20 protein-coding genes are annotated in these 23,335 nt (G+C 61.0%); 11 read left to right on the plus strand and 9 right to left on the minus strand.

Annotated features, from left to right (window positions below):
- The first annotated feature begins 398 nt into the window (after positions 1-398).
- On the plus strand, positions 399-1,775 hold the full coding sequence (locus BB029_RS02890; protein WP_065938175.1) for an L-serine ammonia-lyase: 1,377 nt from the start codon (positions 399-401) through the stop codon (positions 1,773-1,775).
- 554 nt (positions 1,776-2,329) lie between these two features.
- Positions 2,330-3,433, plus strand: coding sequence for a GlxA family transcriptional regulator (locus tag BB029_RS02895; protein ID WP_065938176.1), 1,104 nt, complete (start codon positions 2,330-2,332; stop codon positions 3,431-3,433).
- A 104-nt stretch (positions 3,434-3,537) separates the two neighbouring features.
- Here the strand turns inward: BB029_RS02895 and BB029_RS02900 are convergent, their stop codons facing one another.
- From BB029_RS02900 to BB029_RS02930, 6 genes are all read right to left on the minus strand, one after another.
- Complete coding sequence (locus BB029_RS02900; RefSeq protein ID WP_027606014.1) at positions 3,538-3,801, minus strand: hypothetical protein; 264 nt, start codon at positions 3,799-3,801, stop codon at positions 3,538-3,540.
- A 246-nt stretch (positions 3,802-4,047) separates the two neighbouring features.
- A complete protein-coding gene (locus BB029_RS02910; protein WP_065938178.1) occupies positions 4,048-5,208 on the minus strand; it encodes a gamma-butyrobetaine dioxygenase in 1,161 nt (386 codons plus the stop codon).
- A 9-nt stretch (positions 5,209-5,217) separates the two neighbouring features.
- Positions 5,218-5,694: a thioesterase family protein gene (locus BB029_RS02915; RefSeq protein ID WP_027606011.1), complete on the minus strand. Its 477-nt coding sequence runs from the start codon at positions 5,692-5,694 to the stop codon at positions 5,218-5,220.
- A 13-nt stretch (positions 5,695-5,707) separates the two neighbouring features.
- Positions 5,708-6,673, minus strand: coding sequence for an L-carnitine dehydrogenase (locus BB029_RS02920; RefSeq protein WP_065938179.1), 966 nt, complete (start codon positions 6,671-6,673; stop codon positions 5,708-5,710).
- Between the two features lie 70 nt (positions 6,674-6,743).
- Entirely contained in the window at positions 6,744-7,631 is an 888-nt protein-coding gene (locus BB029_RS02925) for a 3-keto-5-aminohexanoate cleavage protein (protein WP_027606009.1), read from the minus strand.
- A gap of 73 nt (positions 7,632-7,704) precedes the next feature.
- The gene (locus BB029_RS02930) at positions 7,705-8,649 is read right to left on the minus strand and encodes a choline ABC transporter substrate-binding protein (protein WP_065938180.1); all 945 of its coding nucleotides are present in this window, start codon (positions 8,647-8,649) and stop codon (positions 7,705-7,707) included.
- Between the two features lie 193 nt (positions 8,650-8,842).
- On the opposite strand from BB029_RS02930, the gene BB029_RS02935 reads away from it, so the two are divergent.
- Both BB029_RS02935 and BB029_RS02940 read left to right on the plus strand, forming a co-directional pair.
- Positions 8,843-9,787 carry a GlxA family transcriptional regulator gene (locus tag BB029_RS02935; protein ID WP_027606007.1) on the plus strand — a complete coding sequence of 315 codons (945 nt, stop codon included), beginning with the start codon at positions 8,843-8,845 and terminating at the stop codon, positions 9,785-9,787.
- 68 nt (positions 9,788-9,855) lie between these two features.
- Entirely contained in the window at positions 9,856-11,055 is a 1,200-nt protein-coding gene (locus tag BB029_RS02940) for an AAA family ATPase (protein ID WP_065938181.1), read from the plus strand.
- Positions 11,056-11,190: 135 nt separating this feature from the next.
- Here the strand turns inward: BB029_RS02940 and BB029_RS02945 are convergent, their stop codons facing one another.
- Complete coding sequence (locus tag BB029_RS02945) at positions 11,191-13,356, minus strand: FAD-dependent oxidoreductase (RefSeq protein WP_168166793.1); 2,166 nt, start codon at positions 13,354-13,356, stop codon at positions 11,191-11,193.
- A 324-nt stretch (positions 13,357-13,680) separates the two neighbouring features.
- Between BB029_RS02945 and BB029_RS02950 the strand changes: the two genes are divergently transcribed.
- The gene (locus BB029_RS02950; RefSeq protein ID WP_065938183.1) at positions 13,681-14,121 is read left to right on the plus strand and encodes a hypothetical protein; all 441 of its coding nucleotides are present in this window, start codon (positions 13,681-13,683) and stop codon (positions 14,119-14,121) included.
- Positions 14,122-14,127: 6 nt separating this feature from the next.
- Here the strand turns inward: BB029_RS02950 and BB029_RS02955 are convergent, their stop codons facing one another.
- Entirely contained in the window at positions 14,128-14,544 is a 417-nt protein-coding gene (locus BB029_RS02955) for a DUF3010 family protein (protein ID WP_065938184.1), read from the minus strand.
- An 85-nt stretch (positions 14,545-14,629) separates the two neighbouring features.
- On the opposite strand from BB029_RS02955, the gene BB029_RS02960 reads away from it, so the two are divergent.
- A complete protein-coding gene (locus BB029_RS02960; RefSeq protein WP_256558120.1) occupies positions 14,630-15,700 on the plus strand; it encodes a tyrosinase family protein in 1,071 nt (356 codons plus the stop codon).
- Between the two features lie 54 nt (positions 15,701-15,754).
- Here the strand turns inward: BB029_RS02960 and BB029_RS02965 are convergent, their stop codons facing one another.
- Positions 15,755-16,156, minus strand: a complete 402-nt coding sequence (locus tag BB029_RS02965) for a lysozyme inhibitor LprI family protein (protein ID WP_027606004.1) — start codon at positions 16,154-16,156, stop codon at positions 15,755-15,757.
- A 221-nt stretch (positions 16,157-16,377) separates the two neighbouring features.
- Here BB029_RS02965 and BB029_RS02970 point away from each other — a divergent pair, with 221 nt between their 5' ends.
- The 5 genes from BB029_RS02970 to BB029_RS02990 all read left to right on the plus strand — a co-directional run bounded on the left by BB029_RS02970 (position 16,378) and on the right by BB029_RS02990 (position 23,334).
- The gene (locus BB029_RS02970; protein WP_010207105.1) at positions 16,378-17,355 is read left to right on the plus strand and encodes a dipeptidase; all 978 of its coding nucleotides are present in this window, start codon (positions 16,378-16,380) and stop codon (positions 17,353-17,355) included.
- A 52-nt stretch (positions 17,356-17,407) separates the two neighbouring features.
- Positions 17,408-17,938: a DUF5943 domain-containing protein gene (locus BB029_RS02975; RefSeq protein ID WP_027606002.1), complete on the plus strand. Its 531-nt coding sequence runs from the start codon at positions 17,408-17,410 to the stop codon at positions 17,936-17,938.
- A 15-nt stretch (positions 17,939-17,953) separates the two neighbouring features.
- A complete protein-coding gene (dgcA, locus tag BB029_RS02980) occupies positions 17,954-20,014 on the plus strand; it encodes a dimethylglycine demethylation protein DgcA (protein WP_065938186.1) in 2,061 nt (686 codons plus the stop codon).
- A 156-nt stretch (positions 20,015-20,170) separates the two neighbouring features.
- Entirely contained in the window at positions 20,171-22,114 is a 1,944-nt protein-coding gene (dgcB, locus tag BB029_RS02985; RefSeq protein ID WP_065938187.1) for a dimethylglycine demethylation protein DgcB, read from the plus strand.
- On the plus strand, positions 22,114-23,334 hold the full coding sequence (locus BB029_RS02990; protein ID WP_065938188.1) for an electron transfer flavoprotein subunit alpha/FixB family protein: 1,221 nt from the start codon (positions 22,114-22,116) through the stop codon (positions 23,332-23,334). Before dgcB ends, BB029_RS02990 begins: the two co-directional genes overlap by 1 nt.
- Position 23,335: the final 1 nt, after the last annotated feature.

Consider the following 23,335-nt stretch of genomic DNA (forward strand, 5'->3'; position numbering starts at 1 on the left):
TTTTTTCTGGCGGCATTCGCCGCGCTTTATAAGTGTTGCGGTTGGAGCGTGCGGCGACAGCTCTGCCACGGTGCCTTGCAAACGAGTCGAGACTGATCATGTACCAGTGAAAATCTGACGCCTACAGGGGGCGTCGTATCCAGTACAGGGAGGGTCGTATCCAGTGTCGGTGACGTCGCTTACAGGTTTTTCCCAAGGTAAAACCGCTGTTTTTGCCCATCTGCACCGCTAAAAACGGCTGAAACAGGCGATCGCACGGGAGCGACGCTGGTGAGCATGGGTGCGTCGGTGTGAGACGCCGTGAGCGACAGCAAAAGCTTGATGATGCCGCCATCTGGGCGATCTGAGCGTAGCACCTCGTTCAAGCCTGGCCGTGCTTATCGAGGAGTTCTACCGCAATGGCTATCAGTGTTTTCGACCTGTTCAAGATCGGCATCGGGCCTTCCAGTTCTCACACCGTCGGCCCCATGCGCGCCGCGGCGTTGTTCGTCCAGGGGTTACGTGAACGTGAACTGTTGGAACAAGTCAGGCGTGTCGAAGTTCAGCTGTACGGTTCGCTGTCCGCCACCGGCATCGGTCACGGCAGCGACACCGCCACCATCATGGGGCTGATGGGCGAGTGGCCGGATGCGATCGATCCGTCGCAGATCGGCGTGCGCATCCACACCCTGCGCGAAACCGACACATTGCTGCTCGACGGGCGTTTGCCCGTGCCGTTCGTGTGGGCCCGGGACATGCGCCTGCTCGACGAAAACCTGCCGTTCCACCCCAACGCCATGACCCTGGTGGTGTTTGGTGATGACGGCGAGCTGCACCGCGACACCTACTACTCAGTGGGCGGTGGTTTCGTGGTGGATGAAGCCCAGGCGCAGAGCGGTGTGGCGGACATGGACCGCACCGAGTTGCCCTATGATTTCTCCAGCGCGGTGGAGTTGTTGCAGCTGTGCAAGACCCACAACCTGCGCGTTGCCGAGTTGATGCTGGCCAATGAAAAAGTCTGGCGCTCCGAAGACGAAATCCGCAGTGGCCTGATGAAGCTCTGGCGCGCCATGCAGGCGTGCGTGGAGGAGGGCCTCAAGCACGAAGGCATCCTGCCCGGCGGCCTCAATGTGCGCCGTCGTGCCGCCAAGTTGCACCGCAGCCTGCAGGAGTTGAACAAGCCCAATGTGATCGGCTCGACTTTGAGTGCGATGGAGTGGGTCAACCTGTTCGCCCTGGCGGTGAACGAAGAAAACGCCGCCGGTGGACGTATGGTCACGGCGCCCACCAACGGGGCGGCGGGGATCATTCCCGCGGTGCTGCACTACTTCATGAAGTTCAGCGACGAAGTCACCGAAGCCAACGTGGTCGACTACCTGCTCAGTGCGGCGGCGGTGGGGATCCTGTGCAAGAAGAACGCCTCGATCTCCGGGGCCGAAGTCGGTTGCCAGGGTGAAGTGGGTTCGGCCTGCGCCATGGCCGCGGCCGGGCTGGCGGAGATCCTCGGCGCAACCCCGGAGCAACTGTGCAACGCCGCCGAAATCGGCCTGGAGCACAACCTCGGCCTGACCTGCGACCCGGTGGGCGGGCTGGTGCAAGTGCCGTGCATCGAGCGCAATGCGATTGCCGCGGTGAAGGCGATCAACGCGGCGCAGATGGCCCTGCGCGGTGATGGCCAGCACTTTATCTCCCTGGACCGCGTGATCCGCACCATGCGCGATACCGGGGCGGATATGCATGACAAGTACAAAGAGACGTCCCGGGGCGGGTTGGCGGTCAGTGCGGTGGAGTGCTGATTAGCTTGTTGTGATGAACAGGGCCTTTGTGGTGAGCGGGCTTGCCCCGCGCTGGGTGGCGAAGCCTCCCCAATAAAGGCACCACATAGTTTCAGATAAAACCCGGTCGCGTGATTTTGGGGCGGCTTCGCCACCCAGCGCGGGGCAAGCCCGCTCACTACAAGTGAACACTCCAACCAAAATCGCCACCTTTTAGCGCGTCGCAAACAGATAAGTAGCTTCCAAACGATTTTCCCCTCGACCACCCGTCACCTGTGCGTGCGGTGACAGACTTTTCCTACGCGCTGAAAGCGCCTTCCCACAAGTGATACCGAACTGCTCACACCCCTTGAGCAGGGCGGCTGCCACTCCATTTTCGGCCATATCCCGCACTTACCGCGCGGGCTTATTTAGACGCGTCATCAGGTCGTTTTCAGGATTTGTTGAATGGCCATTCAAATTTAGGCATGGCATTTGCTCTATGAATTCAAAGCCTCTCGCCTTGCTGGATGAAGAGCGCAATAACAAGAGCCTCGCCTGAGGCCATCACCTGCTTTGTGTGAGGAGATACCGCCATGACGTCGTTCAACTCCGGGGCCCAACCCCAGAACCGTGCGCCTCAATCCATCGGCTTTTTGCTGCTGGACAATTTCACGCTGATTTCCCTGGCGTCGGCCGTGGAACCGCTGCGCATGGCCAACCAGCTGTCCGGCCGCGAGCTGTATCGCTGGACAACCCTGAGTGTCGACGGCAATCAGGTATGGGCCAGCGACGGTCTGCAAATCACCCCCGATGCCTCCATGCACAAAGCCCCGGCCCTGGACACTGTGATTGTGTGCGGCGGCGTGGGTATCCAGCGCACCGTGACCCGTGAGCATGTGTCGTGGCTGCAAAGCCAGGCGCGCCAGTCCCGTCGCCTTGGCGCGGTGTGCACCGGCAGCTGGGCCCTGGCCTGTGCCGGTCTGCTCGACGGCTTCGATTGCAGCGTGCACTGGGAATGCCTGGCGTCGATGCAGGAAGCCTTCCCACGCGTGTCGATGAGCACCCGTTTGTTCACCCTCGACCGCAACCGCTTCACCAGTTCGGGCGGCACTGCGCCGCTGGACATGATGCTGCACCTGATCAGCCGCGATCACGGCCGCGAACTGTCGGCGGCGATCTCCGAGATGTTCGTGTACGAGCGCATCCGCAACGAACAGGATCACCAGCGTGTGCCGCTCAAGCACATGCTGGGCACCAACCAGCCGAAGCTGCAGGAAATCGTCGCGCTGATGGAGGCCAACCTCGAAGAGCCGATCGACCTCGACGAACTGGCGGTGTACGTCGCCGTGTCGCGTCGCCAGCTGGAGCGGCTGTTCCAGAAATACCTGCACTGCTCGCCGTCGCGCTACTACCTCAAGCTGCGCCTGATTCGCGCGCGGCAGTTGCTCAAGCAAACGCCGATGTCGATCATCGAAGTGGCCTCGGTGTGCGGGTTTGTCTCCACGCCGCACTTCTCCAAGTGCTACCGCGAATACTTCGGCATTCCGCCACGGGATGAGCGTGTGGGCTCCAACACCACCCAGCAGGTGGCGATGATGCCGATTCCGCAGGCGCTGGTGTTGTCACCGTTGTCGGGGCCGATGTCGGCGTTGAGCCAGGCGCGCAATGAGTCGACTTTCGCGAGTGTACGGCTTTAAATCGAGTTGACTGTATCGGGGGCAAGCCCCCTCCCACACGTGACCGAGTTGTCATGACGAACCTGGCCAGATGTGGGAGGGGGCTTGCCCCCGATAGCGGTCTGTCAGGCGCCGGAGTTCTGCTTGAACTGCATCAGCGCTGGCAACAACTGCTTGTCGATCGCCTGGCGCACCGCCGGCAAAATCGTCGCACTGCCGGTGTACATCTGCTCAACCATACCCTTGAGCGCCTTGGCCCGCGCTTCGCTCAAACCGCGTACCGCGCACTCGCAGGCCTGTTCGGCGCTGGCGCCGCTGGACACCTCGAAACCCAGGGAGCGCAGTTGGCTCAGCAGGTCATCCTGGTCAATCAAATCCGCATGCATCATGACGTTTATCCTGGTGAAGGGAGCGGGGATCGACTTGGATTCTGGTAGGCCCCCGGCCGGTCGGCAAGGGCAGAATGCACGAATGGCTCAGATGGCTATGAGCGTGTCGTTTTCGGGCCATTTACCCACTGAAGTAATAGGCACACTGTCCATCAGCAAGCAGCTTGAAGGTTTGGTCACCCTCGGGATGCACGGCTCACACAAGGCACTCTGCCCCGATCCAGTCACGGCTGGACCGGGGCTTTTTTAGCGCTGCAGCACCAGGATTCGCGAAAGCAGTTCATCCCGGTCGATATAGCAACCCTGAAAGTGCCGCGCCCCGGAGGTGGGATCAAACGCATTGCGCGCATGCAACGTGCGGCGGTTATCGAAGCACCACAGCTCGCCCGGGTTCAGGCGCTTGACCAGCCGAAAGCGCGCCTCGCGCGTCATCGCGATAAAGCGTCGATAAGCCCGATACAGCAACGGCATCTGCGCCACCGACGTCTCGAACGGCCCACGCAAGAAGTTGGCCATGCGAATCTCTGCCACATCCCCCAAGGCGTCCAATGCGATGATCGGCGCGAGGCGACGATAGTCGCTGTGACGGTCTTTGTTGCGAAACTCCACGGGTATTTCACACAACGCGCGAAATGCTTCGGGATCCTCCTCGCGCAGGGCATTGGCGATGGCAAACCCATCGACAAAAATACTTTCGCCCCCGTCGGCATCGTTGACCAGGCAATGCAGGAATTGCAGCCCCGGTTGCAGCTCCCGGGTCGGCAAATCACTGTGCAAGGGCAGGTTGAAAGCGGTGTAGGCATTGCTGTCGGCATCGGCCTTGGATTGCACGTTGAACAGCACGCCGAAATTGCTCTCGCGGATAAATGAAATACGCTGGGCAACACGCGCCAGGGAGCCGGGTTCGGTGGGTACGCCGCGCATTTGCGTCAGGCCCGCGTCACGCAAGGCCAGCAGCCATTGCAGCAGCGCCGCAGGGTCTTGCATGACCGCCGCGTAGTCGAATATAGGCAGTTCGAAGGTGTTGTCCCAGAGCCGCGACTTTGGTTTCGCCGCCCGGCGTTCGGCGCGGGATTCATCGTCGTAGGCATGGGCCCGCAGCCAGCCGGGATCGTACTGGCTGCGATGACCGCCGTGCCATTCCACGCTGAGGAAGCCCTGGTCGATACGCACGCTGATGGCGCCGAGGTTTTCATCCACATCGACAATTTCCAGCACTTGCTCGCGGGTCACGCTGTACACGCATTGCGTGCACGGGCAGTTGTCCCGCAGCCACTGATGGTGAAACGGGCTGACCCGGCCATCGGCCCATGTCACGCGAATCTGATCGTCCAGCACCTGTGCATCGGCGAGGTCGCAGAGCTTCGGGTAAGTACGGAAATCGGCAACAGCGGCGGCGGTTTGCATGATGGCTCCTTATTTTTTCGGGGGCAGTCCAATCACTCGACCGAGGAGCGCGGGCCTTGGCAGGTCGGCTTGCTCAGCGCTGATCGCAATGAGTTTCTCCAACGTCGCCTCGGCAAACGGGGCCGAATGCGGACCCGCCAGGTCGACGTGCAGCAGCATCTGTTCGTTGCCGGCCAGTTCTTTCTCATCGCCCACTAAATGCAGGCTGTGATAAAGGTGCAGGCGCTTGGCGTCGTGGGCGATCAGTTGCGTGTGCACCTCCACTTCGGCGCCCAGTTTCACCTCGTGCAGGTAGTTCAGGTGCAGTTCCAGGGTGAACAGCGAATGGCCGCTGGCTTCGCGGTTTTCACTGTCCAAACCGAGGGTGTCCATCAGCGCGTCGGTGGCGTAGCTGAAGATCAGCAGGTAGAACGCGTCGCGCAGGTGGCCGTTGTAGTCCACCCAGTCGGCAAGGACTGGGGTGGTGTAGGTGGTCAGTGCAGGCATGGTGAGGGTTCCGTTATTCGGCGAAGGTCATGCCGTGCTTGGCTTTGGTGGTTTTCACCGCTTCCAGCACCGCCAGCAGGCAATCATCACGATAGCGTTCCAGCGCCGAAATGCTGTGTTTGCCCAGCTGGTCGCTGGTGCCATCGACCACGTCGTCGATCAACTTATCGGTCAACTCCGGTGCCGGCAGGTAGGTCCACGGCAACTGCAACGCCGGGCCGAACTGCGCCATGAAGTGGCGCATGCCCGCATCGCCACCCGCCAGGGTGTAGGTGAGGAAGGTGCCCATGAACGACCAGCGCAGGCCGGCGCCAAAGCGGATGGCATCGTCGATCTCGCCGGTGGTGGCCACGCCGTCATTCACCAGGTGCAATGCCTCGCGCCACAGCGCTTCAAGCAAACGGTCGGCGATAAACCCGGGGACTTCCTTGCGCACATGCAGCGGGCGCATACCGAGGGATTCATACACCTTGATCGCGGCCTGGATCGCTTGCGGCGCGGTGTGCTTGCCGCCGACCACTTCCACCAGCGGCAGCAGATAGACCGGGTTGAACGGATGGCCGACCACACAGCGTTCCGGGTGGGTCGAGCCCTCGTAGAACTCACTCGGCAACAGCCCCGAGGTACTTGAACCGATCAATGCATCGGGCTTGGCCGCGGCGCTGATCCTGCTGTGCAATTCCAACTTCAGCTCCAGGCGTTCCGGGGCGCTTTCCTGGATGAAGTCGGCGTCTTTCACGCATTCTTCGATGGTGGCCACAAAGCGCAGGCGGTCTTGCGCTGCGCCGGGTGCCAGGCCCTGTTTTTCCAGGGCGCCCCAGGCATTGGCGACGCGCTTGCGCAGCGCCGCTTCGGCACCCGGCGCCGGGTCCCAGGCCACCACATCCAGGCCGTGGGCCAGCGCGCGGGACACCCAGCCGCTGCCGATAACACCGCTGCCCAGGGCGGCGAAGGTTTTGATCTCAGTGATAAAGCGCATGGCAAATTCCTAAAACGTTCGGTGATTCCCTGTGGGAGGGGGCAAGCCCCTCCCACATTTTTTGATTCGGTTAGCCGCGTTTGGTAAGGCCCATCTTGATGCGACCCTCCGCCGGGGTCATGACCCGCGCGCCCAGGCGGCTGAGGATTTCGCCGGCGCGTTCCACCAGTTGACCGTTGGTGGCGAGTACGCCCTTGTCCAGCCACAGGTTGTCCTCCAGGCCGACCCGTACGTTGCCGCCCAGCAGCACCGCCTGCGCGGCCATGGGCATTTGCATGCGGCCGATCCCGAACCCGGCCCACACCGCGTCGGCCGGCAGGTTATCGACCATGGCCTTCATGGTGGTGGTGTCGGCCGGCGCGCCCCATGGAATGCCCAGGCACAGTTGGAACAGCGGGTTGTCGAGCAGGCCTTCCTTGATCATCTGCTTGGCGAACCACAGGTGGCCGGTGTCGAAGATTTCCAGCTCGGCCTTCACGCCCAGTTCCTGGATGCGCTTGGCGCCCGCACGCAACTGCGCCGGCGTGGAGACGTAAATCGTGTCGCCGTCACCGAAGTTCAGGGTGCCGCAGTCCAGGGTGCAGATTTCTGGCAGCAGCTCTTCCACATGGGCCAGGCGGGTCAGCGGGCCGACCAGGTCGGTATTGGGACCGAATTCCATCGGGTGCTCGCCGCCGCCGATCTCCAGGTCGCCGCCCATGCCGGCGGTGAGGTTGACGATGATGTCGATGTCAGCCTCACGGATGCGCTCCATCACCTCGCGGTACAGGGCGACGTCGCGGCTGAACTTGCCGGTCTCGGGGTCGCGCACATGGCAGTGCACCACGGTGGCGCCCGCCTTGGCGGCTTCCACCGCGGCGGCGGCGATTTGCTTGGGGGTGACCGGCACGTGTGGGCTTCTGGCGGTCGTGTCGCCAGCACCGGTGAGTGCGCAGGTGATGATGACGTCGTGGTTCATGGGGCGGTTCCTTACGGGCGTAGTGGTGCCGTTCGCAGCCAGGAGCGGCTGCGACACGGTGGTTCAAATCAGGTTATTTGCTGGTGAGTTGCAGGTTGGCTGCAGCCGGTTTGCCGTCGAAGGTGGTCACGCCTTCGAGCCAGCGCGCCTGGTCCTGGGGGTGATCCTTGAGCCACTGCCTGGCGGACTCGAGGGCGTCCTTGTGATCCAGCAACGGCTGCATCATCCGGCTCTCGTCGGCGGCGGTGAAGGTCAGGTTGGTCAGCAGCTTGTGCACGTTGGGGCACTGTTCGGCGTAGGCCGGCGCGGTGACCGTCCACACGCTGGCCATGCCTTCGTTCGGGCCCAGGGCGTCATCGCTGCCGGTGAGGTAGGTCATCGCGATATTGACGTTCATCGGGTGCGGCGCCCAGCCGAAGAACACCACGGCTTCCTTGCGGCGTACCGCACGGTCCACGGCGGCAAGCATGCCGGCCTCGCTGGATTCCACCAGTTGGAACTTGCCCAGGCCGAACTGGTTCTTGGCGATCATCGCCTTGATCTGGGTGTTGGCCCCCGAGCCCGGCTCGATGCCGTAGATCTTGCCGCCCAGCTCCTTCTCGAATTTGGCGATGTCGGCAAAGGTCTTCAGGCCTTTGTCCGCCAGGTAAGTCGGCACCGCGAGGGTCGCGCGGGCGTCTTCCAGGCTGGGTTTGTCGAGGACTTTGACCTGCTTGGCGTCGACGAACGGCGTGATGGTCTGGGTCATCAGCGGGTTCCAGTAGCCGAGGAACAGGTCCAGGCGCTGGTCACGGATACCGGCGAAGATGATTTGCTGGGAGGCGCTGGTTTGTTTGGTCTTGTAGCCGAGGCCGTCGAGCAACACTTGGGTCATGGCGCTGGTGGCGATGACGTCGGTCCAGTTCACCACGCCCATGCGCACGTTCTGGCAGGATGCCGCGTCGGCAGCCCATACGTTCGTGCTCAAGATGGCGCTGGCGCTGAGTGCAAGCACGCAGCGGCGAATCAGTCGGTTCATGGTGGATCCCTCGGCAGGTCGTTATTGTGGGGGCCGGCGTCTTTGTGCGCCGTGAGGCCAAGTTACGTAGCTTTGGAGGCGACAAAACGCACGGCGGCGACCAGCTCTTGCACTGCAGCGACCTGCCCCCTTGAATCCACCCGAGAACGGGAGTATCACAGTGCCACGCTGCCCGTCCTACGAGAGCGCCACCATGTCCCAGGATTTCTACTTTCTGCTGATGCCGGGGTTCTCGGCTATCGGTTTTATTTCTGCACTGGAACCTTTGCGCGTGGCCAACCGCTTTCGTGGCGAGTTGTACCGCTGGCATGTGCTGAGCGCCGATGGCGGCGCGGTGCTGGCGAGCAATGGCATGTCGGTCAACGCCGACGCCGCGCTGGAACCGCTGAAAAAGGGCGCGACGCTGTTGGTGGTGGCCGGCTTCGAACCGCTGCAGTTCGCCACGCCGGCGCTGGAACACTGGCTGCGCCGTCTGGACCATGACGGCGTGACCCTCGGCGCCATCGACACCGGCGCCTGCGTGCTCGCCGAAGCCGGCCTGCTCGACGGCCACCGCCTGACCCTGCACTGGGAAGCGATCGATGCCTTCAAGGAGTCGTACCCGCACCTGAGCGTGACCCAGGAACTGTTCGAAATCGACCGCCGCCGCATCACCTGCGCCGGCGGCACCGCCTCCATCGACCTGATGCTCGACCTGATCGCCCAGGCCCACGGCGCCGACCTGGCGATCCAGGTCTCCGAACAGTTCGTACTCGGCCGCATCCGCCCGCGCAAGGATCACCAGCGCATGCAGATCGCCACGCGCTACGGCATCAACAACAAGAAGCTGGTGCAAGTGATCGGCGAGATGGAGCAGCACACCGAACCGCCCCTGAGCACCTTGGCGTTGGCCGACGCGATCAAAGTTACCCGGCGCCAGTTGGAGCGTCTGTTTCGCCTGCATTTGAACGATACCCCGAGCAACTTCTACCTTGGCCTGCGCCTGGAAAAAGCCCGGCAGCTGCTGCGCCAGAGCGATATGAGCGTGCTGGAGGTGAGCATTGCCTGCGGGTTCGAGTCGCCGTCGTATTTCACCCGGAGTTATCGGGCGAGGTTTGCCAAGTGTCCGAGGGAGGATCGGCGACGGGAGGTGGTTTGACGGGCAATTATAGTGAATTATACTCATAACTATAATTTATAGTTGTTTTCATAATTGAGTATAAATCCATGTCCAAGCACAGCGGCTTCGTGTTCCGTCGCCCCGCCCTGGCAAGCAGTATTGCCGATGGCCTGGTGGGCGCCGGTATTCAGGATTTCACCTCTGGCCTGTTTCTCGCGGCCCCCCGTCGCACCGGCAAAAGCACTTTCCTGCGCGAAGACTTGATTCCGGAATGTCAGCTCCGGGGCTGGCTGACGGTGTATGTGGATCTCTGGGCTGACAAAGAGAAAGATCCTGCCGAGTTGATTGCTAGTGCTATTGCGGCTGCCCTGGTTCCCTATGAAAAGGGCATTCGCAAACTGGCCAAGAACATTGGCATCGAGAAACTGAGCTTTCTGCGAACGCTCTCCTGGGACTTTACCAAGCCACAATTGCCTGTCGGTGCGACGCTGACCCAAGCCTTGGAACTGCTCCACAGTGCTGCAGAAAAACCTGTTGTGCTGGTGATTGACGAAGCGCAGCACGCCTTAACCACCGAGTCGGGTATCAATGCGATGTTCGCGCTGAAGGCTGCCCGGGATCAGCTCAACCAGGGCCGTGACGAGGAGGGCAGCGGCTTGCGCCTGGTGTTTACCGGCTCCAATCGCGACAAACTCGCCCATTTGGTATTGGGTAAAAGCCAGCCGTTCTTCGGTTCCAGCATCACGCCGTTTCCGCTGCTGGGTAAAGAGTTCACCCAGGCCTACACCGTGCACCTCAACGCGCACCTGGCCGAGACCAACCAGTTCAACGCGGCTGATATTGATGAGGCATTTGAGCTGGTAGGCCGGCGTCCCGAGATGTTGCGCACGATCATCGGTGAAGTCGCGTTGGAACTGGGCGAGGCGAGCAATCTGGGCCAATTGCTGCACAGTCGCGCCGAACTGCTGCGCGCGGGTGTATGGACCGAGTTCGAAAGTGCCTGGAACGCCCTGACCATCCCGCAGCGCGCTGTGCTGGAGGTGATGGTGGAGCGTTCCCAGAACAACGAACCCTTCGCACCCTTCACCGACAGTACCCTCACGGCTGTCAGCAAGGCGCTGGAAGCCATGGGCAGTGACGTGGTGCCGGGCACGCAGACCGTCCAGGCCTGCATCGATGCCTTGCGCGACAAGGAGTTGGTGTGGAAGTCGAGTCGCGGCGGGTATGCGCTCGAAGACAAATCGTTCGGCGAGTGGCTGCGCCATGTCAAACGAAGCAAGGCGGCCGGTATTGCGGCCAGGAAGTAGGAGGGCAGGAAGGCCAAACCAGTCCAAAGACTGGTTTGGCCTATTCGATACGGCGTAGGGAAAGACTAGCGTGGCGGGTGCTACCACTCACTTCAGCGACGACCTTCATGACGTTAATCCCATTCGAAGAGTGTGTTACGGCTGTCTGACGTAAGGCTTGAGGGGGACCAGTCGATTGATGGCCGCCAGTGGATTGCCCAGCAGCAACTGTGCAGGCTCTGGTTTGAGTTTGTCCTGATTGATACTCGCCAATACACCGATGGCGGCATTCATCCCGGACATAAAGGCCCCTTCACACCAGCCTGGGTAGTTGCTGGCACTGTCCGAGGACAGGAATATTTGCCGATAGACTCGGTCCCTTGCCTGTGAGTTGAATGCGGGGTCCTGGGTGAACAGGTACAGGTTGCACAACGCATTCGAAGTCGCGAAGTCTCCAGGTGCGTCGAGTTTGAACCCACCTGCTGTACCGATCTGATCCTGCCAGTCGACGCCAATGGCATTGGGGTCGTCCTGCCTGTTACCCAACAAAGAGTGGAAGTACACCGTCGTACGAACCTGGCGGGTCGGGTTCTGCACATAGGGCAGCACGCTGGCCCACGCCCTGGAGCTTCGCCACCATTGCTGGGGAAATCCAGGCCCGAACCAGGCCGGGCTTTCGGTGAAATCAGCAATGCCCAGCGTGCCATTTTCCCGGGATGGTGCGATATCCAGCACGCTGCGCGCCATGATCGAGTCCAGGTTCCACGTGTACGAAAGCAATACGGCAACAGGGCCGGGCCGATCCTCCGCGATTGCCGGGATGAAGTAGCTGGAGCGGGTCCAGCCTTCGCTCATGAGGCAGCGTATGGGCCTGCCGTCGATGCGCGCCCAACTGCTGGCCAGTGTTGAGCCCTGTGCCCATGGCGCTTGGGGAACGACATAAAACGACTTGCTGGCGTTCATCATATTGAGCCGCGCCAAGGCGTTTTTCAGTGGCGCTATATGGCTTTTATAGATTGCCGAAGGCCAGGCTTTGTCGAAGTAGCTATGAAAGGCGTGAGGTACGCCATTGATCGGGATTTCTACCCGTAAGCCGTTACGCGGATAGCTCAGTTCACTGGCCAGCGACATCATCGTCAGCAGGGCCGTATGAGGTATGGCAGCAACGATATGGTCGGTGTTCACCGGTACCAATGCGACGCCTTCTACCCCTTCTTTGTTGAGGTTGCGTACCAGCAGGCCGGCTTGGGCTGACCCTCCGTCGGCCGATACGAAGACTCCCATTTCCTGTACCTCATGGCGTTCATGCACGGTAAAGGTGTTCTTGCCGGCTGGGCCGAATTCGTCCCTGAGCTTTTTCAGGATGGCATGCGCGATCATGCCCGAGCCAATGCCTGCCGGCAGAGCATATTCATCCAGGTAATCCCACAGCCAGATTCGCAGCATCTCCAGGAACCCCATGGAAAACATGCTGCCCATGCCGCCCGTGCCGAAGCCTACGTTGACGAAAATTGCCAACTGCTCTGGCGTCCACCCCTTGGGCTCCGCTACGTTGCCAAGCAGCCAGGTGCCCAGGTCCAGTTTGTCGAAGCGCTCGATCATCGCCGTCCAGAACGCCTGGATGCGGTTTTCTTCTTCAGCGGACAGCCGGGGTTGTTCAAGCAACCGCAGAATCTGGAGAATGCTGGAGCCGCCGCCTTGTATGTCGTTGATCGCATTGCGCACATCGGTGGAGACTTTGACGAACTGTGGGGGCAGGTCGGGCGCTTGTATGCTGCCTGCCAGCCACCGATGGGCGATACCGTCCTGGCACAGGACAGTGGGTACCAGGCCTGGGTTGGGGAACAGTTGGAGTAATGTGTCATCTCCCAGGATGTCCCCGAATACTTCCCAGGTGACCTTGGCCTTCGCGGGGAACCTCATGGCTCCCAGTTCACACACTATGTCGGCTTCCAGCTTGCGCACGAAACTGCAGGTGCGGCCATGGATATAGCGGTGCCAGTCGTCATCGACCTGTTCCAGCTGGTTGCGTTCGTACAACACCACATTCAAGCCTGCGCGCAGCAGCTCTCTTGCCGTCAGCAGCCCGGACATGCCTGCGCCAATGATGACGACACGCGCGTCTTTCTCTACACCCTCCAGAGGCTGGGCCAGCCAGCCTGATTCGGGGCTGGAGGCACGGAGGATACTTGCGTAGTCATAAGGGTAAGCGTCCACCAGGCGTGAAGTACCTGACTTGAGTTGGCCTATCGTTTGCGGACCGGCCATTGTACGTGTGCCACTGCTACCTCCCAGGGCAGCCAGGGATGGGAACCATGCCATGATCATCTCCTTGAATTGCTCGCAATACGTTGCTTGTCACTGCTCGGATGAGCAGTGATTTCAGCCTAGGTGAGTGCGTGAAACTCAAGGTTCGCTTCAGACCAGCGGATGGCCCTGAGCAACTTCCATTGTGGTGTCGAGTGTTTGACAGGGTGGATCTAATGTAGGAGTTATCCTTTTCCGTGGTGTCGGCTATGTCGCCGGTAGAGGGGGCTGCTAATGTAAAAACCGTTGCGGCTGACGCCAGTTAGTCAAACTAACCATTAATCAACTGATATTTAAAGTTCGTACTTAACTACTTAAGTTAAACGACAAGAGGTCCGTATGCTTAGGAAAATGCTTGCCTTCATCGCTTTTGCATCTGCCCCCGCCTGGGCTGCCAAAGCCCCCGCCTCCGCACCCGCGTCGTTCACTGGAGCCGATTACAGCGGGCGTTATGAGTGTACGGGTCGTGATAGCCATATCGGCGCCTTCAAGGGGGTTGTCGATATGCAGCTCAACGCCAGGCAAAGTACCGGCAAGTACGGTGCCTACACCTTCACCCTGACGTTGGAGGACAACTCTCGCTACAACGGTTTTGCCGCTGGCACCTCGGATACGCTGGCGGTTTACTTTGCGCATACCGACCCGGCACTGAAAGATTATGGGGTCGGTGTTGCTCAAGTTGTTCCAACACCGGAAGGTAAACTCGCTTTCACCAAATATTATTACGGCCCCGAATACGAAGGCGGCGGTCATGGGTTGGAACAGTGCGTCAGAAGTTGATGCGGATTACTTTTTCATCAGGCTTGAGCAGGCCGCCTTGAACGCTTCATGCTGATATTTGTTCAGCGTCGCTGGCAGTTCGAAGTTGTGCTTCTTGTTCTGGGCGTTGATGGTCTGCGGCGACAGTAACGTCACTTCAACCCCATCGAGCAACTGAAACACCCCTTCAATCTTGAAGGTGGTCGGGCCCCCGGCGAATTCACCTTTCTTGCTGCGCTTCTTGATGACGATGCGTTCGATCGCATTTTCCTGCACGAACGCTTTCACCTGGGCGGCGAACGCTTTGACGTTGGCCGCTTCATCGTCGTCTTCGAGGGCGATTTTCTTGGTGGCCAGGGCGACATGGGTCAGCGTCTGATCGGCCAGGGAAGCGACGGCGATGATGGCTTCGCTGCCTTTGATTTCGATGCCGCAGAGAGTCATTGGGTCGCCTTGGAAAGAGTCGTAGGGAGGGAAGGGTACCAGGACCTGGGCTTTTGCGGAGCCCAGGCCACCCGTCGGGATTTGTTTGGAACTGTTATTTTTGACAGTAGAAGGTAAAAAGTCAGCGTCCTACGTTATCCACGTCAGTAATTTGCGCATGGATATGGTTATGGACGTGAAAGCAAAGGTAAGAAAAAACATTCGTTCACTGACGAATGAGGAAAAACGCCGTTTTGTGAAGGCCTGCCTCCAACTCAAGAAAGAGGGCCGGTATGACGAATATGTTCATCAGCACCATCATGTGATGATCCCTACCGTGCTGCCCCATGAGCCTCGCCATCCTAACTATCGTAACGGAGCTCACAGAGGGCCTTCATTTCTCCCTTGGCATCGGGCGTTCCTCATCCAGTTTGAGACAGATCTGCAACGGCTTTACCCGGATCTCACCGTGCCTTATTGGGACTGGACTCAAGATGTCGCCGCGCCTCGTGACTCTCCCGTATGGGCAGACGACTTCATGGGGGGCGATGGTGTCGAGGCTGACCAATGGCGAGTCGCCACGGGACCTTTCGCCGAAAAAGAAGGCAATTGGCCTGTGCCTGGGTACCCTGAGGATGGGCTACCAGGGACCGGTTTGAAGCGTCAGTTCGGTGTAGTCATCGATTCGGTACCGACACCCGCAGACCTGGCGATGGCGATGAATGAGCGGTTGTACGACACGCCTCCCTATAATTCCAGTCCTTTCACCACGGGGTTTCGAAATCGCCTGGAAGGTTGGATTACCCAGCGCGGCGACTGCAAGAACGTTGAGAAGCCTGGTTCTCAGCTGCACAACCGTGTTCACCTGTGGATTGGCGGCAATATGCTGCCGATGACATCACCTGATGATCCGGTTTTTTTCCTTCATCATTGTTATATCGATAAGGTATGGGCTGATTGGCAGCAGCTACGAGCTGGCGATGATTCGGCGTGGTCACCGCATTACGCGCCCCTTGAGGCGGGACCACCAGGGCACAACTTTGACGACGTGCTCAAGCCATGGACACACAAGATCAGCGACATGATGAACATTGCTGACTTGGGCTACAGCTATGAGCAGAGTGTGGATAAGCCCAAACCGACCAGCCCGTTCAGAAAGTCGCCTTTCATGGAGTAAGGCCATCCCTGTTCCCGGCGGCGCGGCCGTTGAGGTCGCGCTGGCTGGGGGTTATCACTCCTGCCCAATCGACTCCAAAAACTCCGACCGCTCATCACTCATCCGCGCCAAACAGTCATTCTGTGCAATCGCATAGGCCTTGGTGCCCGTCACCGCTGGAAAGGTGTCCACCGCACAATCGGCGTCACGCAGTTTTTCCCATTTCTGCTGGGCATCCTTCAGACGAGCGGTAATGTCGGCGAGTTTGGTCTTGTCGCTGCCATAGGTGGAATGCATGCGTTCCAGCAGACCCTGATAATTATCCTTGAGCAATTGCTCGGCAGTGGTTTTGTTGTAGGTGGCGCATTCCAGGGTTTGCTTGTCGTTTTCGATGCCATCGCACGGCGTGCTGTCGGTGTCTTCGGCTGCGTGGACGCCGGTTGCGATGAGTGCCAAAGCCAGGAAAATCGATTTCATTGCGCCGTCTCATATCAGGTGATGCGGGAATTCTGGCTCAAGCGTAAGACAAATAACAGCCGCCAGTCAGACACCTCTTAACAGCCTTTGTCGTGGATTGACGCTTTCGGCAATTCCCCTGTCGTTTTTGCACCCGGCTCGGTCGGCCCCTGGGCATATGCTGGCCCCAAAGCGCCGGCAGACGATTCGGCGCATGAATCGCCAAAATAAGGGGACGCCTGATGAGCCCAGCCGAATTGCACGCCGACAGCATCGTTATCGACGGGCTGATCATTGCCAAGTGGAACCGCGACCTGTTCGAGGACATGCGCAAAGGTGGCCTCACCGCCGCGAATTGCACCGTGTCGGTGTGGGAAGGGTTCCAGGCCACGATCAACAACATCGTCGCCAGCCAGACCCTGATCCGCGAGAACAGCGACCTGGTGATCCCGGTGAAAACCACCGCCGACATCCGCAAGGCCAAGGAACAGGGCAAGACCGGCATCATCTTCGGCTTCCAGAACGCCCATGCATTTGAAGACCAGCTCGGCTATGTCGAGATCTTCAAGCAGCTCGGCGTCGGTGTGGTGCAGATGTGCTACAACACCCAGAACCTGGTCGGCACCGGTTGCTACGAGCGCGACGGCGGCCTGTCGGGCTTCGGTCGCGAGATTGTCGCCGAGATGAACCGCGTCGGCATCATGTGCGACCTGTCCCACGTCGGCTCCAAGACCAGCGAAGAAGTCATCCTCGAATCGAAAAAACCGGTGTGCTACTCCCACTGCCTGCCGTCCGGCCTTAAAGAGCACCCGCGCAACAAGTCCGATGAAGAGCTGAAGTTCATCGCTGACCACGGCGGCTTTGTCGGCGTGACCATGTTCGCGCCGTTCCTGGCCAAGGGCATCGATTCGACCATCGACGACTACGCCGAAGCCATCGAATACACCATGAATATCGTCGGCGAAGACGCCATCGGTATCGGCACCGACTTCACCCAGGGCCATGGCCAGGATTTCTTTGAAATGCTGACCCATGACAAGGGCTACGCCCGCCGCCTGACCAGCTTCGGCAAGATCATCAACCCGCTGGGCATCCGCACCGTCGGCGAGTTCCCCAACCTGACAGAGACCCTGCTCAAGCGCGGCCACCCCGAGCGTGTGGTGCGCAAGATCATGGGCGAGAACTGGGTCAACGTCTTGAAGGACGTTTGGGGCGAATAAGCCAACTATCCACGGGCTACACCACAACGAATTTTTCTGGAGTTAAGTTTCCATGGCCAAGATCGCCCCGCAATTGCCTATTGAAGTCGACAGCGAAACCGGTGTCTGGACGTCCGACGCCCTGCCGATGCTGTACGTGCCGCGCCATTTCTTCGTCAACAACCACATGGGCATCGAAGAAGTGCTGGGCGCCGAGGCCTACGCCGAAATCCTCTACAAGGCCGGCTACAAGTCCGCCTGGCACTGGTGTGAAAAAGAAGCCGAATGCCACGGCCTGGAAGGCGTCGCGGTGTTCGAGCACTACATGAAGCGCCTGTCGCAACGCGGCTGGGGCCTGTTCAAGATCCAGGACATCGACCTGGATAAAGGCACCGCCAGCGTCAAGCTCGAACACTCGGCCTTCGTCTATGTGTACGGCAAGGTCGGGCGTAAGGTCGACTACATGTTCACCGGTTGGTTTGCCGGCGCCATGGACCAGATTCTGCAAGCCCGTGGCAGCCAGATTCGCACCGTGGCCGAACAAGTCTACGGAGGCTCCGAAGAGGGCCACGATGACGGCTTGTTCACCGTCAAGCCGTTGTAAGCCGAGGACCGTGCCATGGCTTTCGAAGCAATGTTCCAGCCGATCCAGATCGGCAAACTGACCATCCGCAACCGCGTGCTCAGTACCGCCCACGCCGAGGTGTATGCCACCGACGGCGGCATGACCACCGACCGCTATGTGAAGTACTACGAAGAAAAAGCCAAGGGCGGTATCGGCCTGGCGATCTGCGGCGGTTCCTCGGTGGTTGCCATCGACAGCCCCCAGGAATGGTGGAGCTCGGTGAACCTGTCCACCGACCGCATCATCCCGCACTTCCAGAACCTGGCGGATGCCATGCATAAGCATGGCGCCAAGATCATGATCCAGATTACCCACATGGGCCGTCGCTCCCGTTGGGATGGCTTTAACTGGCCGACCCTGATGTCGCCGTCCGGCGTGCGCGAGCCGGTGCACCGTGCCACCTGCAAGACCATCGAGCCGGAAGAAATCTGGCGTGTGATCGGCAACTACGCCCAGGCCGCGCGGCGTGCCAAGGCCGGTGGACTGGACGGTGTGGAACTGTCCGCCGTGCACCAGCACATGATCGACCAGTTCTGGAGCCCACGGGTCAACAAGCGTACCGACGAGTGGGGCGGCACCTTCGAAGGCCGCATGAAGTTCGGCCTCGAAGTGTTGAAGGCCGTGCGCGCCGAGGTCGGTGACGACTTCTGCGTGGGCATGCGCCTGTGCGGTGACGAGTTCCACCCGGACGGCCTGTCCCACGAGGACATGAAACAGATCGCCAAGTACTACGACGACACCGGCATGCTCGATTTCATCGGCGTCGTCGGCTCGGGTTGCGACACCCACAACACCCTGGCCAACGTAATCCCCAACATGAGCTATCCGCCGGAGCCGTTCCTGCACCTGGCGGCCGGTATCAAGGAAGTGGTCAAGGTCCCGGTGCTGCACGCACAGAACATCAAGGACCCGAACCAGGCCACGCGCATCCTGGAAGGCGGCTATGTGGACATGGTCGGCATGACCCGTGCGCACATCGCCGACCCGCACCTGATCGCCAAGATCAAGATGGGCCAGATCGACCAGATCAAACAGTGCGTCGGCGCCAACTATTGCATCGACCGCCAGTACCAGGGCCTGGACGTGCTGTGCATCCAGAACGCCGCGACCTCCCGTGAGTACATGGGCGTGCCGCATATCATCGAGAAGTCCACCGGGCCGAAACGCAAAGTCGTGGTGGTCGGTGCCGGCCCTGCCGGGATGGAAGCCGCGCGGGTGGCCGCCGAACGTGGTCACGACGTGACCCTGTTCGAGAAGAAAGAATTTATCGGCGGGCAAATCACCACCGCCTCCAAGGCCCCGCAGCGCGACCAGATCGCCGGTATCACGCGCTGGTTCCAGCTGGAGCTGGCGCGTTTGAAAGTCGACCTGCGCCTGGGCGTGGCCGCCGATGCCGAGACCATTCTGGACCTGCGTCCGGACGTGGTGGTGCTGGCGGTCGGCGGGCATCCGTTTATCGAGCAGAACGAACACTGGGGCGCTGCCGAAGGCCTGGTGGTGAGCAGCTGGGACGTACTCGACGGCAAGGTCGCACCGGGCAAGAACGTGCTGGTGTACGACACTATTTGCGAATTCACCGGCATGTCGGTGGCGGACTTCCTGGCCGACAAAGGCTGCCAGGTGGAAATCGTCACCGATGACATCAAGCCGGGCGTAGCGATCGGCGGTACGTCGTTCCCGACCTACTACCGCAGCATGTACCCCAAGGAAGTGATCATGACCGGCGACATGATGCTGGAAAAGGTCTACCGGGAGGGCGACAAGCTGGTGGCGGTGCTGGAGAACGAATACACCGGCGCCAAAGAGGAGCGGGTGGTCGATCAGGTGGTGGTCGAGAACGGCGTGCGTCCGGACGAAGCGATCTACTACGGGCTCAAGGAGGGTTCGCGCAACAAGGGCCAGGTCGACGTCGAAGCCCTGTTCGCGATCAAGCCGCAGCCATGCTTGAGCGAGGCGGGCGAGGGGTACTTGCTGTTCCGTATCGGTGACTGTGTGGCCCAGCGTAATACCCACGCTGCCATCTATGACGCCCTGCGCCTGTGCAAAGACTTTTGATGAGGTGAACGCGGTCAAATGTGGGAGGGGGCTTGCCCCCGATAGCGGTGGTTCAGCGACAACTGTACCAACTGACAGTCCGCCATCGGGAGCAAGCCCCCTCCCACATTCGGGCCAGTTTCACAGTAGACCTGTGCGGTCTGTGGGAGCTTCACCATGTTGAACACCTTGCTGCCTATTCTCTTATTCGCCGCCCTGGGCCTTGCCGTCCTCGGCGCCCTGCGCCGCGTGAACATGTGGCGCCGTGGCCGTGCCTCCAAGGTCGACCTGCTGGGCGGCCTGCTGGCCATGCCCAAGCGCTACATGGTCGACCTGCACCACGTGGTCGCCCGCGACAAATACATCGCCAACACCCACGTCGCCACGGCCCTGGGCTTTGTGCTGTCGGCGCTGTTGGCGATCCTGGTGCACGGCTTCGGCCTGCATAACCGCATCCTCGGCTACGCCTTGCTGCTGGCGTCGGTGTTGATGTTTGTCGGCGCCACCTTCGTTTACCTGCGGCGGCGCAATCCGCCGTCGCGCCTGTCGAAAGGCCCGTGGATGCGCCTGCCGAAAAGCCTGATGGCGTTCTCGGTGAGTTTCTTCCTGGTGACGCTGCCGGTGGCGGGGATCCTGCCCGCCGACTTCGGCGGCTGGCTGCTGGCTGCGCTGCTGAGCGTGGGTGTGCTGTGGGGTGTGTCCGAGATGTTCTTCGGCATGACCTGGGGCGGCCCGATGAAGCACGCCTTTGCCGGTGCCCTGCACCTGGCCTGGCACCGTCGCGCCGAACGCTTTGGCGGCGGCCGTTCCACCGGTTTGAAACCCCTGGACCTGAGCGACAAGAGCGCGCCCCTGGGCGTGGAAAAACCCAAGGATTTCACCTGGAACCAACTGCTTGGCTTCGATGCCTGCGTGCAGTGCGGCAAGTGCGAAGCGGCGTGCCCGGCTTTCGCCGCCGGCCAGCCGTTGAACCCGAAAAAACTCATTCAGGACATGGTGGTCGGCCTGGCGGGCGGCACCGATGCCAAGTTCGCCGGTAGCCCGTATCCGGGCAAAGCCATTGGCGAACACGGCGGCAATCCGCATCAGCCGATCGTCAACGGCCTGGTGGACGCCGAGACCCTGTGGTCGTGCACCACCTGCCGCGCCTGCGTGGAAGAGTGCCCGATGATGATCGAGCACGTCGACGCCATCGTCGACATGCGCCGCCACCTCACCCTGGAAAAAGGCGCGACCCCGAACAAGGGCGCCGAAGTCCTGGAAAACCTGATCGCCACCGACAACCCCGGCGGCTTTGCGCCGGGCGGTCGCCTGAACTGGGCGGCGGACTTGAACCTGCCGTTGCTCAGCGACAAAGGCAGCGTCGACGTGGTGTTCTGGGTCGGCGACGGCGCCTTCGACATGCGCAATCAGCGCACCCTGCGCGCATTCGTCAAAGTGCTCAAGGCGGCCAAGGTCGACTTCGCCGTACTCGGCCTGGAAGAGCGCGACAGCGGCGACGTCGCGCGGCGCCTGGGCGATGAAGCGACCTTTCAGATGCTCGCCACGCGCAATATCCAGACGTTGGCCAAGTACAGCTTCAAGCGCATCGTCACCTGCGACCCCCACAGCTTCCATGTGCTGAAAAACGAGTACGGCGCCTTCAACGGCAACTACCGCGTGCAGCACCACAGCACCTTCATGGCCGAGCTGATCGGCGAGGGCGCGCTGAACCTGGGCCAGCACAAAGGCAATAGCGTGACCTACCACGACCCGTGCTACCTGGGCCGCTACAACGGCGAATACGAGGCGCCGCGCCAGGTGCTGCGGGCGCTGGGCATCGAGGTCAAGGAGATGCAACGCTCGGGTTTCCGCTCGCGCTGCTGCGGCGGTGGCGGCGGCGCGCCGATCACCGATATTCCCGGCAAGCAACGTATCCCCGATATGCGCATGGAAGACATCCGCGAGACCGGTGCCGAGCTGGTGGCGGTGGGTTGCCCGCAATGCACGGCGATGCTCGAAGGTGTGGTTGAGCCGCGCCCGTTGATCAAGGACATCGCCGAGCTGGTGGCCGATGCATTGCTGGAAGACGTCGCACCGGCCAAAGCTCCCAACAAGCGTGAACCTGCGGAGGTGCACTGATGAGCGACATTATCCGCCGCGACCCACGGGCCGAATGGATTGCCCGCAACCGTCTGCACCCGCTGCATGCGGCGATGCAGCCGGTGCAACACAGCTGGATGGGGCCTAACGGCGTCATCCGCAAGAACGTGCATGGCGTCGGTTTTATCGGCCCCAACGGCATCAAGCGCATCGACCGCAGCGGTGCCCAGCAGGGCGGTGCGGCCAAGCGTACGGCGGCGATTGAAGTGCAGTTGCCGCTGCATCAGGTGCCTGCGCCTGCGTTCTACATCAACGTAGTGCCGGACATGGTCGGTGGCCGCTTGAGCAGCCACGACCGCGACCTGCTCGGCCTGGCGCGGCAACTCGCCGGCAGCGACGGCGCGGTGCTGGCGGTGGTGTTTGGCGAACACAAGGAAAGCGCGTTTGCCATGGCCGGTGTCGATCGCCTGCTGGTGCTCGACGGCCGCGAATTCGACGGTTATTCACCGGAGCAACGCGTGCAGGGTTTGCGCGCTGTGGATAACCAATTCAACCCGCGCCATTGGTTGCTGCCCGACAGCCGCAGTGGTGGCGGCGAGTTGGGTCGGCGCTTTGCCGCCAGCCTCAAGGAGCGGCCGGCCACTCGCGTCTGGCAGATCAAGGGCGACGAGTGCATCGGCCGCGCCGGTGCGGGCCGGGAAGACTTGGCGCGGCCGCTGCCACGCCTGATTCTGGCCGCCGCCGAATGCGCCGATCCGGTCAGCGACACACGCCATGAAGTGTTGCCTGTGGAGTTATCCACAAGCCTGGCACGCAGCCTGCCGCGTATCGAGGATCTCGGTGCGGTGGCGGTGGACCCGGCGGCGATTCCCATGGCCGAGGCCGAGTTTATTTTCTCCGGCGGCAACGGCGTGAAGGACTGGGCGCTGTTCCACCAGACCGCCGCGGCATTGGGGGCCACCGAAGGCGCCTCGCGGGTGGCGGTGGACGATGGGTTCATGGCCCGTGATCGCCAGGTCGGCGCCAGTGGTACCTGGGTGACGGCGCGGGTGTATGTGGCCGTGGGGATTTCCGGGGCGATCCAGCACCTGCAAGGCATTGGCGCCTGCGACAAGGTGGTGGCGATCAACCTCGACCCGGGCTGCGACATGATCAAGCGTGCCGACCTGTCGGTGATCGGCGAAAGCGCCGCGATTCTGCAAGCCTTGATCGCTGCGGTCGAGGCCTACCGCAATGGCGCCAAGCGCGATGCGGCTTGAG

Source organism: Pseudomonas sp. S3E12, assembly GCF_001702295.1.
GTDB classification, from domain to species: Bacteria; Pseudomonadota; Gammaproteobacteria; order Pseudomonadales; family Pseudomonadaceae; genus Aquipseudomonas; species Aquipseudomonas marginalis.

Bases quoted from the DNA above. Each gene is read 5' to 3' on its own strand.
- BB029_RS02890 (WP_065938175.1), top strand. From the start codon at position 399: ATGGCTATCAGTGTTTTCGACCTGTTCAAGATCGGCATCGGGCCTTCC.
- BB029_RS02895 (WP_065938176.1), top strand. From the start codon at position 2,330: ATGACGTCGTTCAACTCCGGGGCCCAACCCCAGAACCGTGCGCCTCAA.
- BB029_RS02900 (WP_027606014.1), bottom strand. From the start codon at position 3,801: ATGATGCATGCGGATTTGATTGACCAGGATGACCTGCTGAGCCAACTG.
- BB029_RS02910 (WP_065938178.1), bottom strand. From the start codon at position 5,208: ATGCAAACCGCCGCCGCTGTTGCCGATTTCCGTACTTACCCGAAGCTC.
- BB029_RS02915 (WP_027606011.1), bottom strand. From the start codon at position 5,694: ATGCCTGCACTGACCACCTACACCACCCCAGTCCTTGCCGACTGGGTG.
- BB029_RS02920 (WP_065938179.1), bottom strand. From the start codon at position 6,673: ATGCGCTTTATCACTGAGATCAAAACCTTCGCCGCCCTGGGCAGCGGT.
- BB029_RS02925 (WP_027606009.1), bottom strand. From the start codon at position 7,631: ATGAACCACGACGTCATCATCACCTGCGCACTCACCGGTGCTGGCGAC.
- BB029_RS02930 (WP_065938180.1), bottom strand. From the start codon at position 8,649: ATGAACCGACTGATTCGCCGCTGCGTGCTTGCACTCAGCGCCAGCGCC.
- BB029_RS02935 (WP_027606007.1), top strand. From the start codon at position 8,843: ATGTCCCAGGATTTCTACTTTCTGCTGATGCCGGGGTTCTCGGCTATC.
- BB029_RS02940 (WP_065938181.1), top strand. From the start codon at position 9,856: ATGTCCAAGCACAGCGGCTTCGTGTTCCGTCGCCCCGCCCTGGCAAGC.
- BB029_RS02945 (WP_168166793.1), bottom strand. From the start codon at position 13,356: ATGGCATGGTTCCCATCCCTGGCTGCCCTGGGAGGTAGCAGTGGCACA.
- BB029_RS02950 (WP_065938183.1), top strand. From the start codon at position 13,681: ATGCTTAGGAAAATGCTTGCCTTCATCGCTTTTGCATCTGCCCCCGCC.
- BB029_RS02955 (WP_065938184.1), bottom strand. From the start codon at position 14,544: ATGACTCTCTGCGGCATCGAAATCAAAGGCAGCGAAGCCATCATCGCC.
- BB029_RS02965 (WP_027606004.1), bottom strand. From the start codon at position 16,156: ATGAAATCGATTTTCCTGGCTTTGGCACTCATCGCAACCGGCGTCCAC.
- BB029_RS02970 (WP_010207105.1), top strand. From the start codon at position 16,378: ATGAGCCCAGCCGAATTGCACGCCGACAGCATCGTTATCGACGGGCTG.
- BB029_RS02975 (WP_027606002.1), top strand. From the start codon at position 17,408: ATGGCCAAGATCGCCCCGCAATTGCCTATTGAAGTCGACAGCGAAACC.
- dgcA (WP_065938186.1), top strand. From the start codon at position 17,954: ATGGCTTTCGAAGCAATGTTCCAGCCGATCCAGATCGGCAAACTGACC.
- dgcB (WP_065938187.1), top strand. From the start codon at position 20,171: ATGTTGAACACCTTGCTGCCTATTCTCTTATTCGCCGCCCTGGGCCTT.
- BB029_RS02990 (WP_065938188.1), top strand. From the start codon at position 22,114: ATGAGCGACATTATCCGCCGCGACCCACGGGCCGAATGGATTGCCCGC.